We start from the raw sequence: 16082 nt of genomic DNA on the forward strand, positions 1-16082 counted from the left end.
TCCGTGCTTTGGGCCGCGTCAGGATTCGGTGCCGTCGAGGCTGTCGAGGTCGAGTGCCATGTCGATGAGGTGCTGGACGTCCATCTCGTCGATGGATTCAGCGGTGTCATCGGCATGACCGGCGGCGGGTGTCGCCGCTTGGGGGTTGGCCAGTTGGAGCATCGGCTCCAGCAGTCCGGCCTCCCGGATCCTGCTCATCGGGATCGCGGCAAGGGTCCTGCGCAGTTCGACGTCCTGGGGATCGGTGTCGACCACCGCGGCCGGGCCGGTGCCCGTGCCGTCCGGGACCAGTTCGCGCAGCAGATGGTCGGCCAGGGCCTGGGGGGTCGGGTAGTCGAAGACGAGGCCGGCAGGCAGCCGGAGCCCGGTCGACGCGCCGAGTTTGGTGCGGAGTTCGACCGCGGTGAGCGAGTCGAAGCCCAGCTCGTTGAAGGCGCGCCCGGCCTCGACGTCGGCGGCGGAGGCGTGGCCGAGGGCCGTCGCCACATGTCCGCGGACCAGCTCCAGCACCGTGTTCTGCCGCTCGCCCGCGGTCATCCCGGTCAGTCGCTCGCGCAGCGCGGGCGCCGATGTTCCGTCGTCGGCGGTGCCCGTGTTCTCCGTGCTGTCCGGCAGGGCGGCACGGACCTGCGGAAGGTCGTCGATCAGGGGGCGCGGCCGGGCCGCGGCGAAAACGGGGGCGAAGCGCGCCCAGTCGACGTCGGCCACGGTCACTGCCGTCTCGTCGCCGGACAGTGCCCGGCGCAGCGCGACCATGCCGAGCTCCGCGGGCATCGGCGGCAGGCCGCGTCGGCTGAGCTGCTCGGAGGCGTCGCCCTCGGTGGCCATGCCACCGTCCGCCCACGGGCCCCAGGCCACCGAGGTGGCGGTCAGGCCCCGCGCCCGGCGCTGCTCGGCGAGCGCGTCGAGGAAGGCGTTGGCCGCGGAGTACGCGCCCTGGCCGCCGCTCCCCCAGACGCCGGCGATCGACGAGAAGAGGACGAAGGCGTCGAGTGTGCGGTCCTCGGTGCCGCCGGAGAAGAGGTCGTCCAGATGGATCGCACCCATCGTCTTGGCCGCCACGACGGAGGCGAACTCGGGGAGTTCGGTCGCGGTGCCGGGCACCTGGGAGATGCCTGCGGCGTGCACCACGGACCGCACCGGGGTGCCGTCCGCCGCCAGCTTGTCGACAAGTGTGGTCAGCGCCTCGCGGTCGGCGACATCGCATGCCTCGACGGTCACCGTGGTGTCGGCACCGGACAGTTCGGCGACGATCTCCGCCGCGCCGGGGGCGTCGGGGCCCCGTCGGCTGAGCAGTACCACGCGTTCGGCCCCGTTACCGGCCAGCCAGCGGGCCACGTGCCGGCCCAGGGCGCCGGTACCACCGGTCACCAGAACGGTTCCCCGCGGCGTCCATTCGGTGCCGTCGTCGGCCGCGGTCCGGTGCGCCAGTCGCCGGACGAAGGGCCCCTCCGCACGGATCGCCACCTGGTCCTCGTCGGCGTGGGCACCGGCGAGAACACCGGCCAGCCGGGTCAACGCCCGCTCGTCCAGTGTCTCCGGCAGGTCGACCAGGCCGCCCCACCGCTCCGGCTGTTCGAGGGCGACCGCACGGCCCAGGCCCCAGATCTGTGCCTGGGCGGGGCTGTTCAACCGGTCGGACGCTCCCACGGACACCGCACCGCGGGTGACGCACCACAGCCGTGCGGCGGTGTACTCCTCGCACAGGGCCAGCGCCCCGGTCAGCGCCCCGGTCAGCGCCAGGCCGACCGGCACCGCCGGGTGTTCGGGGTGCGGCCGCTCGTCCAGCCCCAGCAGGGAGAACACACCGGCGATCGGCCCGTCGGCGACGGACGCCAACCTGGCGGCCAGCAGAGCCGGTTCGGTGTCGGCCGTGTCCAGTTCGACACGCACGACGCGGACCCCGCGCCGTGCCAGGTCGTCGACGATCGCCCCGATGCGGCCGTCGTCCGCGAGGTTCGCCGGAACGGCCGTCAGCCAGGTCCCGGTGAGGGCGGGTGCGCCGGACTGCGGCTGGGGTTTCCAGCCGACGTGGTACATCCGGCTCTCGGCCGCGGAACGCTCCCGCTGCCTGCGCCGCCAGGAGGAGAGGACCGGCAGCACCGTGCTGAAGGGCTGCTCGCCCTCCACCGCCAGTTCGGCTGCGAGCGCTCCCAGGTCCTCACGCTCCACGGCCTCCCAGAACCGCGCGTCCACCGCGTCCGCGGCGATCGGTGTGGGCGGTGCCGTGTCGCTGTCGGTCTCGGGCCAGAACCGGCTCGGGCGGAACGCGTACGTCGGCAGCTCGACGCGCGCGGCGCCGGTGCCGCCGAAGAACGCCACCCAGTCCGGGGCCGCTCCTGCGACGGCTGCCCGGGCCACGGCGTGCATGAGCGCCTCGGGCTCGGGCCGCCCGGTGCGCAGTGCGGCGGCGAACACCGATCCGGTGTCCTGGGTCACGCAGTCCTGGGCCATGGCGGTGAGCACCCCGTCCGGGCCCAGCTCCACGAAGGTCGTCACGCCTTCGGTCTCCAAGGCGCGGATGCCGTCGACGAAACGGACGGCCTCGCGGACATGCCGCACCCAGAAACCGGGGTCGGTGATCTCCTCGGCGGACACCACACCACCGGTCAGGTTCGACACGACCGGAATGCGCGGCGCCTCGTACGACAGCGTCTCCGCCACCTCGCGGAAGGCGTCGAGCATGCCGTCCATACAGGGCGAGTGGAACGCGTGCGAGACCGTCAGCCGCTTCGTCTTCCGTCCACGCGCCTCGAAACCTGCCGCGATCGCGACAGCCGCGTCCTCATCACCCGCGATCACGACGGACCGCGGACCGTTCAGCGCCGCGATGCTCACGCCCTCGGTCAGCAGCGGCGCCACCTCGTCCTCCGACGCCTGCACCGCCACCATCGCCCCACCGGACGGCAACTCCTCCATCAACCGCCCACGCGCCGCCACCAGCTTCGCCGCATCCGCAAGCGACAACACCCCCGCCACATGCGCGGCAGCCAGCTCACCGATCGAATGACCCGACAGAAAATCAGGCCGCACACCCCACGCCTCGACAAGACGGAACAACGCCACCTCGACCGCGAACAACGCGGGCTGCGTGAAACCCGTCCGGTCCAGCAGTCCGGCACCCTCCTCACCGAACAGCACGGACTTCAGCGGCTGCTCCAGATGCCGGTCCAGCTCGTCGCAGACCGCGTCCAGGGCCTGTGCGAACACCGGGAACGCCTCGTACAGCTCACGCCCCATACCCGGACGCTGACTCCCCTGCCCCGTGAACAGGAAGGCGGTCTTGCCCCCGGTCGTCGTTCCTGTCACCAGTCCCGGCGCCGACTCGCCCGCGGCCAGGGCCGCCAGGCCCCGCCCGAGATCCTCGGTGTCCCGGCCGAGGAGTACGGCGCGGTGCTCCAGGGCGGCACGGGTGGTGGCCAGTGAATGGGCGAGATCCAGCGGCCGCAGCCCCTCCGTGGACGTCACGTACGCGCGCAGCCGCTCCGCCTGGGCGCGGAGCGCGTCGGCGTCGCGGGCGGAGACCGGCCAGGCCAGAACGGGCAGGGTCACTTCCGGTGTCGTGTCGGCCTCGGCATCGGCCGCCGGGGCCTGCTCGATGATCGCGTGCGCGTTGGTGCCGCTGTAGCCGAAGGAGGAGACGGCGGCCCGACGCGGGCGACCGGTCTCCGGCCACTCCTGCGCCTCGGTCAGCAACTCGATGTCGCCGGCCGACCAGTCCACGTGCGGGGTGGGTTCGGCCACATGCAGCGTCTGCGGCAACACGCCGTGTTCCATCGCCTTGACCATCTTGATGATGCCCGCGAGACCCGCGACGGCCTGGGTGTGGCCGATGTTGGACTTCACCGAACCGAGCAGCAGCGGCCGCCCCTCGGGGCGCTCCTGCCCGTAGGTCGCCAGCAGCGCCTGCGCCTCGATCGGGTCACCCAGGGTGGTGCCGGTTCCATGTGCCTCGACGGCGTCCACGTCGGACGTGTTCAGTCCGGCGTCGGCCAGCGCCTGCCGGATGACGCGCTGCTGCGACGGACCGTTCGGCGCCGTCAGGCCGTTGCTCGCACCGTCCTGGTTGATGGCGGTGGAGCGCAGCACGGCGAGCACCGGGTGGCCGTTGCGCCGCGCGTCCGAGAGCCGTTCCACCAGCAGCACACCCACGCCCTCGGACCAGATGGTGCCGTCCGCGTCGCCCGAGAACGCCTTGATCCGGCCGTCGGCGGCCAGACCGCGCTGGCGGCTGAACTCCAGGAAGGCGCTGGGGGTGGACATGACCGTCACGGCGCCGGCCAGTGCCAGCGAGCACTCGCCGTTGCGCAGTGCCTGGGCCGCGAGATGCAGCGCCACCACCGACGAGGAACACGCCGTGTCGATGGTGAGGGCGGGGCCCTCCAGACCGAAGGTGTAGGAGAGTCTGCCGGACGCCACACTGGCGGAGTTACCCGTTCCCAGATGGCCTTCGAGTCCTTGCGGCTCGTCCAGCCACAGGGTCAGGTAGTCCTGCTCGTTGGAGCCGATGTACACGGCGGTCCTGCTGCCGCGGAGGCCGGCCGGGTCGATACCGGCCCGTTCGAACACCTCCCAGGACGTCTCCAGCAGCAACCGCTGCTGCGGGTCCATGGCCAGCGCCTCGCGCGGCGAGATACCGAAGAACGCCGCGTCGAAGTCGGCGACGTCGTGCAGGAAGCCGCCTTCGCGGACGTAACTGGTGCCTTCGCGGTCGGGGTCGTCGCTGTGAAGGGTGTCGAGGTCCCAGCCGCGGTCCGCCGGGAAGGGGGTGATCCCGTCGCCGCCGGAGACCAGCAACTGCCACAGGTCCTCGGGCGAGCGCACACCGCCGGGGAACCGGCAGCTCATCGCCACGATCGCGATCGGGTCATCGCTCGCGGCGGTTGCCACCCGGTCCGGAACGATCGCTTCGGCAACGTCACCGAGGAGCTCGGTGCGCAGATGGCCGGCCAGGGCGAGCGAGGTCGGGTAGTCGAAGACCAGCGTGGGCGAGAGCCGCAGCCCGGTCGCCTCGCGAAGCAGATTGCGCAGTTCGACAGCGGTGAGGGAGTCGAAGCCCAGTTCCTTGAACGCCCGCCCTTCCTCGACCGCCTGCGGCCCCGCGTAGCCGAGGACCGCGGCGACCTGGGTGCGGATCAGGTCCAGCAGCAGCCGGTGCTGCTCACCCTCGCCGAGCCCGGCCAGGCGCTGCGCCAGCCCGGTGCTGCCCGCACCGGCGTCCGTGCGCACCGTGCGCCGCGCCGGTATCCGGACCAGGCCGCGCAGCAACGGCGGGATCGTGCCCGTAGCCGCCTGCGCGCGCAGGGCCGCGGTGTCCACCCGCATCGGGGCCAGGACCCCCTCGGTGGTGGCGAGGGCGGCGTCGAGAAGTGCCAGGCCCTCGGCCGGTGTCAGCGGCGGCAGCCCTGCCCGTCGCATCCGGCCGATGTCGACCTCGTCCAGGCCGCCGGCCATGCCCGAGCCGGCCCAGGGGCCCCACGCCAGCGAGCCGGCCGGCAGCCCTTCGGCACGGCGCTGTGCCGCCAGCGCGTCCAGGAACGCGTTGGCGGCGGCGTAGTTGCCCTGCCCCGGGCTGCCGAAGAGCCCGGAGGCGGAGGAGAAGAGAACGAACGCGGACAACGGGAGATCGCGTGTCAGCTCGTGCAGGTTCCATGCCGCGTCCGCCTTCGGACGCAGCACGTGTGACAGACGTTCGGCGGTGAGTGAGTCGATGACGCCGTCGTCCAGCACACCGGCCGTATGCACCACCGCCGTCAACGGATGCTCCGCCGGAACAGCGGCCAGCACCGCGGCCAACCCCTCCCGATCCGCCACATCACACGCCGCCCACGTCACCGACGCACCCAGACCACCCAACTCCGACGCCAACTCCGCAGCACCCGGCGCCCCACCACCCCGACGACTCACCAACAACACATTCCGCACACCACACACGGACACCAGATGACGAGAGACCAACCCACCCAACTGGCCACTCGCACCCGTGACCAACACCGTCCCCCGCACATCCCACACCACACCGCCGACACCCTCACCCACCGGCACCCTGGCCAGCCGGGGCGTCCGTATGACGCCCGCGTGGACGGCCAACTGCTCCTCGCCGGAGGCCAAGGCGGCCGGAAGGGCGGCGCGGGAGGCATCCCGGTCGTCGATGTCGAGCAGGACGAGGCGATCCGGGTTCTCGGCCTGCGCCGAACGCAGCAGGCCCCAGACGGCAGCCTGCGCGGGACGGGCCGGTGAGGAGGCCAGCACAAGGCGGGAGGCGGCGAACCGTTCATCGGCAAGCCACGACTGGACGAGGGCAAGTGCCCCCGCGGTGGCCCGGTGCGCCGCGGCGGCCGGGTCCGGGGCCTGGTCGTCCTGCCCGTCGGGCGACACGAAAACGATTTCGGGAAGCTCCGCACCGGACGCCACCGCGTCGGTGAGCGCGGCGAGGTCCGTGTACGCCGGTGCCCCGAGTCCCAGGCGGTCGGGGCCGAGCACCGCCCACCGGGCGCCGGTCCGCGCGCCCGTGTCGGCGGCGGGCCGCTCGGCCCATTCCAGCCGGAACAGCGATTCATGGAACGCCGCGCGTGCGGCCCGCACCTGCTCGGCCGAGATCGCGCGCAGTGCGAGCGACTCCACGACGGCCACCGGCGCGCCGGTCGGGTCCGCGATCTCCAGCCGCACCTCCGCGGTACCCCGCAGCTCCAATCGGACCCGCAGCGTGGTCGCGCCGCTCGCGTACAGCGACACCCCACTCCAGGCGAACGGCAGCCGCCCCTGTCCCCGGCCGCCCCGGTCGTCGCCCGCCAGGCCGAGCGCGTGCAGTGCGGAGTCCAGCAAGGCCGGGTGCACACCGAAGACGCCGCCGCCCCGTGACTGCTCGGGCAGCTCCACATCGGCGAACAGTTCGTCGCCACGCCGCCAGGCGGCGGTCAGCCCGCGGAACGCCGGGCCGTAGGGCAGGCCGTCGGCGGCCAGAGCCGTGTAGAGCTCCGTGACGTCGGCCGCCTCGGCGCCCTGGGGCGGCCACTCGGCCCATGCGAACTCCGGCCTCTGCGCCCCGTTGGCGAGCGTGCCGGCTGCGTGCCGGGTCCATGGCTCCTCGTCCGGGGCGTCCACCGGGCGGGAGAGAATCGTCAGCGAACGGCGGCCGTCGGCGTCCGGTGCGCCCACCGTCAGCTGCAGCCGGACTCCACCACGGGCGGGCAGCACCAGCGGCGCCTCCAGGGTGAGTTCCTCCAGGTGATCACAACCGACCTGGTCCCCCGCCCGGATGCCCAGTTCGACGAAGGCCGTGCCCGGCAGCAGGACCGAACCCATGACGGTGTGGTCGGCCAGCCACGGGTGGGTGTCGAGACCGATTCGCCCGGTGAGGAGAAAACCGTCGCTGTCGGCGAGCGGCACGGCCGCGCCCAGGAGCGGGTGATCGGCCGGTTCCAGACCGACTGCGGTCACATCACCGCTCCTGGCACCCGGCTCCAGCCAGAACCGCTGGTGCTGGAACGCGTACGTCGGCAGGTCCACCCGCCGCGCACCCGTCCCCGCGTAGAACACCGACCAGTCCACGGCGACACCCCGGACATGCGCCCGTGCCACGGCCGTGACCAGCGCCTCGGTCTCGGAACGCCCCGCGCGCAGGACCGGTGTGAAGACAGCGTCCTCGCCGGTGACGCACTCCTGGCCCATGGCCGAGAGCACCCCGTCCGGACCCAGCTCCACGAACGTCGACACACCCTGCGCCTCCAGCGCACGGACACCGTCGACGAAACGGACCGCCTCGCGGACATGCCGCACCCAGAAACCGGGGTCGGTGATCTCCTCGGCGGACACCACACCACCGGTCAGGTTCGACACGACCGGAATGCGCGGGACCTCGTACGACAGCCCCTCCGCGACCTCACGGAACGCCTCCAGCATCCCGTCCATGCGGGGCGAGTGAAACGCGTGCGAGACCGTCAGCCGCTTCGTCTTCCGCCCACGCGCCTCGAAACCTGCCGCGATCGCGACAGCCGCGTCCTCGTCACCAGCGATAACGACGGACTGCGGACCGTTCAGCGCGGCAATGCTCACGCCCTCGGTCAGCAGCGGCGCCACCTCGTCCTCCGACGCCTGCACCGCGATCATCGCCCCACCGGCGGGCAGTTCCTCCATCAACCGGCCCCGGGCCGCCACCAGCTTCGCAGCGTCGGGGAGGGACAGCACACCCGCCACATGCGCGGCAGCCAGCTCACCGATCGAGTGCCCGGAGAGGAAGTCGGGGCGCAGGCCCCAGCCTTCGAGCAGCCGGAACAACGCCACCTCGACCGCGAACAACGCGGGCTGCGTGAACCCCGTCCGGCCGATCAACTCGGCATCATCACCGAACAGCACGGACTTCAGCGGCTGTTCCAGATGCCGGTCCAGCTCCGCACACACCGCGTCCAGGGCCTGTGCGAACACCGGGAACGCCTCATACAGCTCACGCCCCATACCCGGACGCTGACTCCCCTGCCCCGTGAACAGGAACGCCGACTTACCACCGGCCACCGAACCCGTTACGAGGCCCGGCACCGACTCGCCGCGTGCCAGGGCGCCGAGGGCCGCGGCGAAGCCGTCGTGATCGGCGGCGACGATCGCGGTGCGGTGCTCCATGGCAGTACGTCCGGTGGCCAGGGAGTAGCCGATGTCGGCGATGTCGTGGGAGGTGCCGTCGAGGTGCGCGGCGAGGCGGTCGGCGCTCTCGTGCAGCGCGGACGTGTTCTTGGCGGACAGGAGCCAGGGCAGGGCGGTGGCGCGGGCTGCCGGGGCGGTGGCCTCGGTCGCCTCGCTCTCTTCCGCCGCCGGCTCGGGAGCCTGCTCCAGGATGGTGTGGGCGTTGGTTCCGCTGACACCGAACGCCGATATGCCGACGCGGCGCGGCTGGCCGGTCTCCGGCCAGGGCCGGGCCTCGGTGAGCAGCGCGACGTCGCCGGTGGACCAGTCGACGTCGGGGGTGGGCTCGTCGACGTGCAGGGTCCGGGGCAGTACGCCGTGCTCGATGGCCTTGACCATCTTGATGATGCCCGCGACACCTGCCGCGGCCTGGGCGTGGCCGATGTTGGATTTCAGCGAGCCCAGCCACAACGGCAGGCCCTCCGGACGCTCCTGACCGTAGGTGGCCAGCAGCGCCTGCGCCTCGATCGGGTCACCCAGCGTCGTCCCCGTGCCGTGCGCCTCCACGACGTCGACCTCGGCAGCCGACAGCCGTGCGTTCTCCAGGGCCTGGCGGATGACGCGCTGCTGCGCGGGCCCGTTGGGCGCCGTCAGGCCGTTGCTCGCACCGTCCTGGTTGACCGCCGAACCCCGCACCACGGCCAGCACCGGATGCCCGTTCCTCCGGGCGTCCGAGAGTCGCTCGACCAGCAGCACACCGACACCCTCGGACCAGCCCGTACCGTCGGCCGAAGCCGCGAAGGACTTGCACCGACCGTCGGCCGACAACCCACGCTGACGGCTGAACTCCACGAAGACATCGGGGTTGGGCATCACGGTGACGCCGCCGACCAGTGCCAGGGAGCACTCGCGTGTGCGCAGCGCCTGGGCCGCCCAGTGCAGGGCCACCAACGACGACGAGCAGGCCGTGTCGATGGTGGCGGCCGGGCCCTCCAGGCCGAAGGTGTAGGCGATGCGGCCGGACAGCACGCTCGTCGCCCCACCGGTCAGCAGCAGGCCCTCAAGCCCTTCCGGAGCGCCCTGGAGGTCGTTTCCGTAGCCCATGGCGGCGGCGCCGACGTAGACGGCGGTCTTGCTGCCGCGCAGTGTCGCCGGGGTGATGCCCGCCCGTTCGAAGACCTCCCAGGAGGTCTCCAGCAGCAGTCGCTGCTGCGGGTCCATGGCAAGGGCCTCGCGCGGCGAGATACCGAAGAAGGCGGGGTCGAAGTCGGTGGCGTCCGCGAGGAATCCGCCGCCGGTGTTGTAGAAGGTGCCCTTGCGGTCGGGGTCGGGGTCGGCCAGTGCCTCGATGTCCCAGCCCCGGTCGTCCGGGAAGCCGGAGATGGCGTCGCCGCCCCGGTCGACCAATTGCCACAGGTCCTCGGGGGACGACACGTCTCCGGGGAAGCGGCAGCTCATCGCGACGATCGCGATCGGCTCCTGCGCGTCCGCTTCCACCTCGGTCAGGCGGCGACGAGCCCGGCGCAGCTCCGTGGTCATCCACTTCAGGTTGTCGAGAAGCTTCTCTTCATTTGCGGTAGCCACTGAAACGTCACCCCCTGGAAAGAGTCGGAATGTGAGCGGTCATCACGTCAGGACCTTCCGAATTCATTGTTGATGATGTCGAAGATGTCTTCGGCCGAGGCCTCGTCGATTTCGAGTTCCTCGTCGGGACCGGCTCCGGACGCCGTGCTCTCGGCTTCGTTCCACGACCTCAGCAGCGCTTCGAGGCGTGCCGTGACGTTCGCCCGTTCCGCGTTGTCGACGGGGACGTTGCTGAGGGTGAATTCCAGCCTGTCGATTTCCGCGAGTGCCGGAAGTTCCGGGGCGGTTTCCTCGCCCAGGATTTCCGCACACAATTGGTCGGCGAGCGCGCCGGGCGTCGGGTAGTCGAATACCAGGGTGGCGGGGAGCCGTCGGCCGGTGGCCGTGTTCAGCCGGTTCCGGAGTTCGACGGCGGTGAGCGAGTCGAAGCCGAGTTCCTTGAAGGCCCGGCCCTCCTCGATCTCCGTGACACCGTCGTGTCCGAGTACGGCCGCGACATGGGAGCGGACCAGGTCGAGCAGTGTCTGCCCGGCCTCGGGGCGGCTGAGCGCGGCCAGCCGTTCGGTCAGCGACTCGGGTGCCTCGTCGGGGGTTTCCGTCCGTTCCGCGGTCGTCTCCGCCAGGGCGTCGCGCACCTCGGGCAGGTCGGCGACGAGCGGCCTCGGGCGGGCTGCGGTGAACGCGGGGGCGAAGCGTTCCCAGTCGACGTCGGCCACGGTGAGGGTGGTCTCGTCACCGTCGAGCGCCTGTTGGAGGGCGGTGATCGCGGTGTCCGGGCTCATCACCGGCAGGCCGCGTCGGCGGAGTTGTTCGGCTGCCTCGTCGTCGGCGACCAGCCCTCCGCCCGCCCACGGGCCCCAGGCGACGGAGGTGGCGGTCAGGCCGCGTGCCCGGCGCTGCTCGGCCAGGGCGTCGAGGAAGGCGTTGGCCGCGGCGTAGGCGCCCTGCCCGCCGCTGCCCCAGACCCCGGCGATGGAGGAGAACAGGACGAAGGCGTCCAGTTCGGTGTCTCCGAGCAGTGCGTCGAGGTGGACGGCGCCGGCGACCTTGGCGGCCACCACCCCGGCGATGTCCGCGGGACCGGTCTCGGCCAGCGGGGCGAACTGTCCGGCACCCGCCGTGTGCACCACGGCGGTCAGCGGAGCCCGCTCGGTCACGGTGGCGAGCAGCGCGGCCACCGCCTCCCGGTCGGTGACGTCGCAGGCCGCCACGGTGACTTCGGCCCCCAGTCCGATGAGCTCGTCGCGCAGTGCGGCGGCTCCCGGGGCCTCCGGGCCGCGTCGCCCGGCCAAAACCACGTGCTCGGCGCCGTTGCCCGCCAGCCAGCGGGCCACGTGGGCGCCCAGCGCGCCGGTGCCGCCGGTCACCAGGACCGTGCCACGCGGACGCCAGGGCTCGCCCACCGTCGTGGTCGGCTCGGCGTGGCCGATGCGACGGGCCAGGATGCCCGCCGTGCGAAGGGCCACCTGGTCCTCGTGTCCGTCGCCGAGCATCCCGTCGAGCACGGCGGCCAGCCGGTCGGCGGTCCGTTCGTCGAGCGTCGTGGGCAGGTCGACCAGGCCGCCCCAGCGCTCCGGGTGCTCCAGCGAGACGACCCGGCCCAGGCCCCAGATCTGTGCCTGGGCGGGGCTGCTCGCGTGTTCGGACGGGGTGGTGGCGACGGCTCCGACGGTGGCGCACCACAGGGGCGCGGTCCATTCGGTGTCGCCGAGTGCCTGCACCAGCGTCGAGGTGAGCAGCAGCCCGGACGGGACCGCGGGGTGTTCGGGGTGCGGTCGCTCGGCCAGGGCGAGGAGCGACAGCACTCCGTGCACGGGCTCGCCGTCGGCGGCCTTCCGCAGCGCGGCGGTGAGTGCGGCCCGGTCCAGGTCGGCCGTGGCGAGTTCCACCGGCCTGATGTGGGCGCCGCGTTCGGTCAGAGCGTCCAGGAGTCGGCGGACGGAGGGGGCGGTGGCGTGTTCGGTGTCCACGGGGACGAGCCAGTTGCCGGTGACGAGCGCTGCGGTGTCCGGGTCGGCAAGTGGCTTCCAGTTCACCCGGTAGCGTCGGCGGTCGAGCGCGGACTGCTCGCGCCGACGTCGGCGCCAGGCGGACAGGGTGGGCAGCAGGGCACTCAGTGGCTGTTCGGTGTCGATGGCCAGGATGTCGGTGAGCGCGGCGAGGTCGTCGGCCTCGACGGCCTCCCAGAACCGGGCGTCGTCCCGGTCCGTGGCCGGTACCGGGGCGGTGCCGGACGTCTGCTGTGCGGAACCTTCGAGCCAGTAGCGGCGACGCCGGAAGGCGTACGTCGGCAGTTCCACGCGTACCGCACCGGTGCCCGCGTGAACGGCCTCCCAGTCCACGGCCACGCCCCGTACGTGCAGGTGGGCGAGGGCTTCGACGAGTGTCTCCGGCTCCGGGCGGTTGCCGCGCAGGACGGGGACGAAGGTGGCACCGCCGGCGGTGACGCAGTCCTGGGCCATCGCGGTGAGGACCCCGTCGGGGCCGAGTTCGGTGTAGGTGGTGACGCCCTGGGTCTCCAGGGTGCGCACCGCGTCCAGGAATCGGACGGCCTGGCGGGCGTGGCGTACCCAGTAGTCGGCCTGCCCCAGTTCGTCGGTGACGAGACGGCCGGTGACGGTGGAGACGACCGGGATGCGCGGCTCGCCGTAGGTCAGGCTTTCGGCGACCTTGCGGAAGTCGCCGAGCATCCCGTCCATGAGCGGGGAGTGGAAGGCGTGGCTGACCGTGAGCCGCTTGGTCTTGCGGCCCCGGTCGCGGAGCGTCTCCGCGACCTTCAGCGCCGCGTCCTCGTCACCGGCGATCACCACGGACTCCGGTCCGTTGACGGCGGCGACGCTCAACCCGCGCCCGTGCTCGTGCCCATGCCTGTGCTCGTCCTCGGCCAGCAGGGCAAGGACCTCCTCCTCCGAGGCCTGGAGCGCGATCATCGCGCCACCGGCGGGAAGCTCCTGCATCAGCCGGCCGCGCGCCGCCACCAGCCTCGCCGCGTCCACCAGTGAAAGAACGCCGGCGACATGGGCGGCGGCCAGCTCCCCGATGGAGTGACCGGCGAGGAAGTCGGGGCGCACCCCGGCGGCCTCGACGACCCGGTACAGCGCGACCTCGACGGCGAACAGGGCGGGCTGGGTGAAGCCCGTCCGGTCCAGTTCCGCGGCGTCCTCGCCGAACAGCACGTCGTACAGCGGGCGTTCCAGGTGTCGGTCCAGCTCCGCGCTCACCGCGTCCAGCGCTTCGGCGAACACCGGACTCGTCGTGTACAGCTCGCGGCCCATGCCGAGCCGTTGGCTGCCCTGCCCGGTGAACAGGATCGCGGTGCGGCCCTCGGTGGGGGTGCCCAGGACGACGTGCGCCGCGGACTCGCCGCGTGCCAGCGTGTCCAGACCGGTCAGCAGCCGCTCCCGATCGGCGCCGGTGACCACCGCGCGGTGCTCCAGCGCGGAGCGGGTGGTGGCCAGCGAGAACGCGAGGTCCAGCGGCCTCAGCTCTTCGGTGGCGACCACGTGGGCGCGCAGCCGCTCGGCCTGTGCCCTCAGCGCGTCGGCGCTCCTGGCCGACAGCGGCCAGGCAAGTACATCCGGCCGGACGACGGGGCGTCGTTCGGAGGTGGCCGGGGCGGACGGGGCCTCGGGGGCCTGCTCCAGCACGGTGTGGGCGTTGGTGCCGCTGAAGCCGAAGGAGGACACGCCCGCGCGACGCGGGCGGCCGGTCTCCGGCCAGTCGACGGCCTCGGTCAGCAGCTCGACCGCGCCCGACGACCAGTCCACGTGCGGGGTCGGCGCGTCGACGTGCAGGGAGCGGGGCAGTACCCCGTGCCGCAGGGCCAGCACCATCTTGATGATGCCCGCGACACCCGCCGCGGCCTGCGTGTGACCGATGTTCGACTTGATGGCCCCCACCCACAGCGGCCGGTCGGTCGCGCGGTCCTGTCCGTAGGTGGCGAGCAGTGCCTGCGCCTCGATCGGGTCGCCCAGCTTCGTTCCCGTGCCGTGCGCCTCGACCGCGTCCACATCGGCCGCGGACAGCCCGGCGCCCGCCAGGGCCTGTCGGATCACCCGCTGCTGGGCGGGGCCGTTGGGCGCGGTCAGTCCGTTGCTCGCGCCGTCCTGGTTGATCGCCGAACCTCGGACGATCGCGAGGACCGGGTGGCCGTTGCGCCGTGCGTCGGAGAGCCGTTCCACGAGGAGCATGCCGACGCCCTCGCCCCAGCCCGTACCGTCCGCACCGGCCGCGAACGCCTTGCAGCGACCGTCGGGGGCCAGTCCGCGCTGGCGACTGAACTCGATGTACGCGCCGGGGCTCGACATCACGGTCACACCACCGGCCAGCGCGAGGGAGCACTCGCCGCTGCGCAGCGCCTGGATCGCCCAGTGCAGGGCGACGAGCGAGGACGAGCACGCGGTGTCGACGGTGACGGCCGGGCCCTCCAGCCCGAAGGTGTACGCAAGTCGCCCGGAAACCACACTTGCCGCGTTGCCGGTGCCCAGGTAGCCCTCGACGTCTTCCGGAATGTCGCGCAGGGCGGAGTCGTAGTCCTGGCCGTTGGAGCCGACGAAGACGCCTGCGGAGGTGCCTCGTAGCGTCTTCGGGTCGATGCCCGCCCGCTCGAACGCCTCCCATGTGGTCTCCAGCAGCAGCCGCTGCTGCGGGTCCATGGCCAGCGCCTCGCGCGGGCTGATCCCGAAGAACGCTGCGTCGAACTGGCCCGCGTCGTAGAGGAAGCCGCCTTCACGTGCGTAGAAGGTGCCCTTCCGGTCCGGATCCGGGTCGTACAGCGCCTCCAGGTCCCAGCCACGGTCGGCCGGGAACTCCGCGATCGCGTCCCCGTCCGAGGTGAGCAGCGTCCACAGTTCCTCGGGGGTGCGCACTCCGCCGGGGAAGCGGCAGCTCATCGCGACGATCGCGATCGGGTCGTCGTCGACCGGCACGACCGGGACCGTTTCGGGGACGACGGGAACGGCCGCCGCGCCCACCAGCTCCTCGCGCAGATAGCCGGCGAGTGAGGCGGCGGTGGGGTAGTCGAAGACCAGGGTCGCCGGCAGTTGTACACCGCTCGCCGCGCCCAGCCGGTTGCGCAGTTCCACCGCGGTCAGCGAGTCGAAGCCCAGCTCTCGGAAGGCCCGGTCGGCGCCGACCGAACCAGAACCGTCGTGCCCCAGCACGGCCGCCACGTGGGTGCGGACCAGCTCCAGCAGTGCCCGGTCCTGCTCGGCAGGGGGAAGCCCGGCGAGCCGCTCCGTGAACGAGGGGCCTCCCGTGGCCGCGTCGGATGCCGTTCCGGCGGAAGGCGCCTGGCTCCGGGCCTCCGGCAGTTCGGCGAGGAGCGGGCTGGGCCGCACCGCGGTGAAATCGGGGCCGAAGCGGTCCCAGTCGATGTCCGCGACGGTCACGGTCGTGTCGTCGAGCTCCAGAGCCCGCTGAAGCGCCTCCACCGCCAACCCGGCATCCATCGGCGGCATACCCGCCCGACGCATCCGCTGATCCAGCCCACCATCAGCAGCCATACCACCCTCGGCCCACGGACCCCACGCAATCGACGTCGCCGGCAACCCCTCAGCACGACGCCGCTCCGCCAACGCATCCAAAAACGCGTTCGCCGCACCATAATTCGCCTGCCCCGCCGCACCCAACACACCCGACACCGACGAGAACAACACAAACGCAGAAAGCCCCAACCCCCGCGTCAGCTCATCCAGATGAACCGCAGCCCCCACCTTCGAACCCAGAACACCCACAAACCGCTCAGGCCCCAAACCATCCAACACACCATCATCCAACACACCCGCCGCATGCACCACACCCACCAACGGAAACTCCACCGGCAACCCAGCCAACACCCCCTCCAACGCCCCACGATCAGACACATCACACGCCACCACACT

2 protein-coding genes are annotated in these 16082 nt (G+C 72.1%); both read right to left on the reverse strand.

Annotated elements, in window-relative coordinates:
* Positions 1 to 18: 18 nt before the first annotated feature.
* The gene (locus ACF1CT_RS36490) at positions 19 to 10200 is read right to left on the reverse strand and encodes a type I polyketide synthase (protein WP_391788338.1); all 10182 of its coding nucleotides are present in this window, start codon (positions 10198 to 10200) and stop codon (positions 19 to 21) included.
* Positions 10201 to 10247: 47 nt separating this feature from the next.
* Positions 10248 to 16082, reverse strand: a 5835-nt coding sequence (locus tag ACF1CT_RS36495) for a type I polyketide synthase (protein WP_391788339.1), incomplete at its 5' end; no start/stop codon positions are given.

Origin of the sequence: Streptomyces sp. NPDC014734 (genome assembly GCF_043083325.1) — a bacterium.
Taxonomy (GTDB): domain Bacteria; phylum Actinomycetota; class Actinomycetes; order Streptomycetales; family Streptomycetaceae; genus Streptomyces.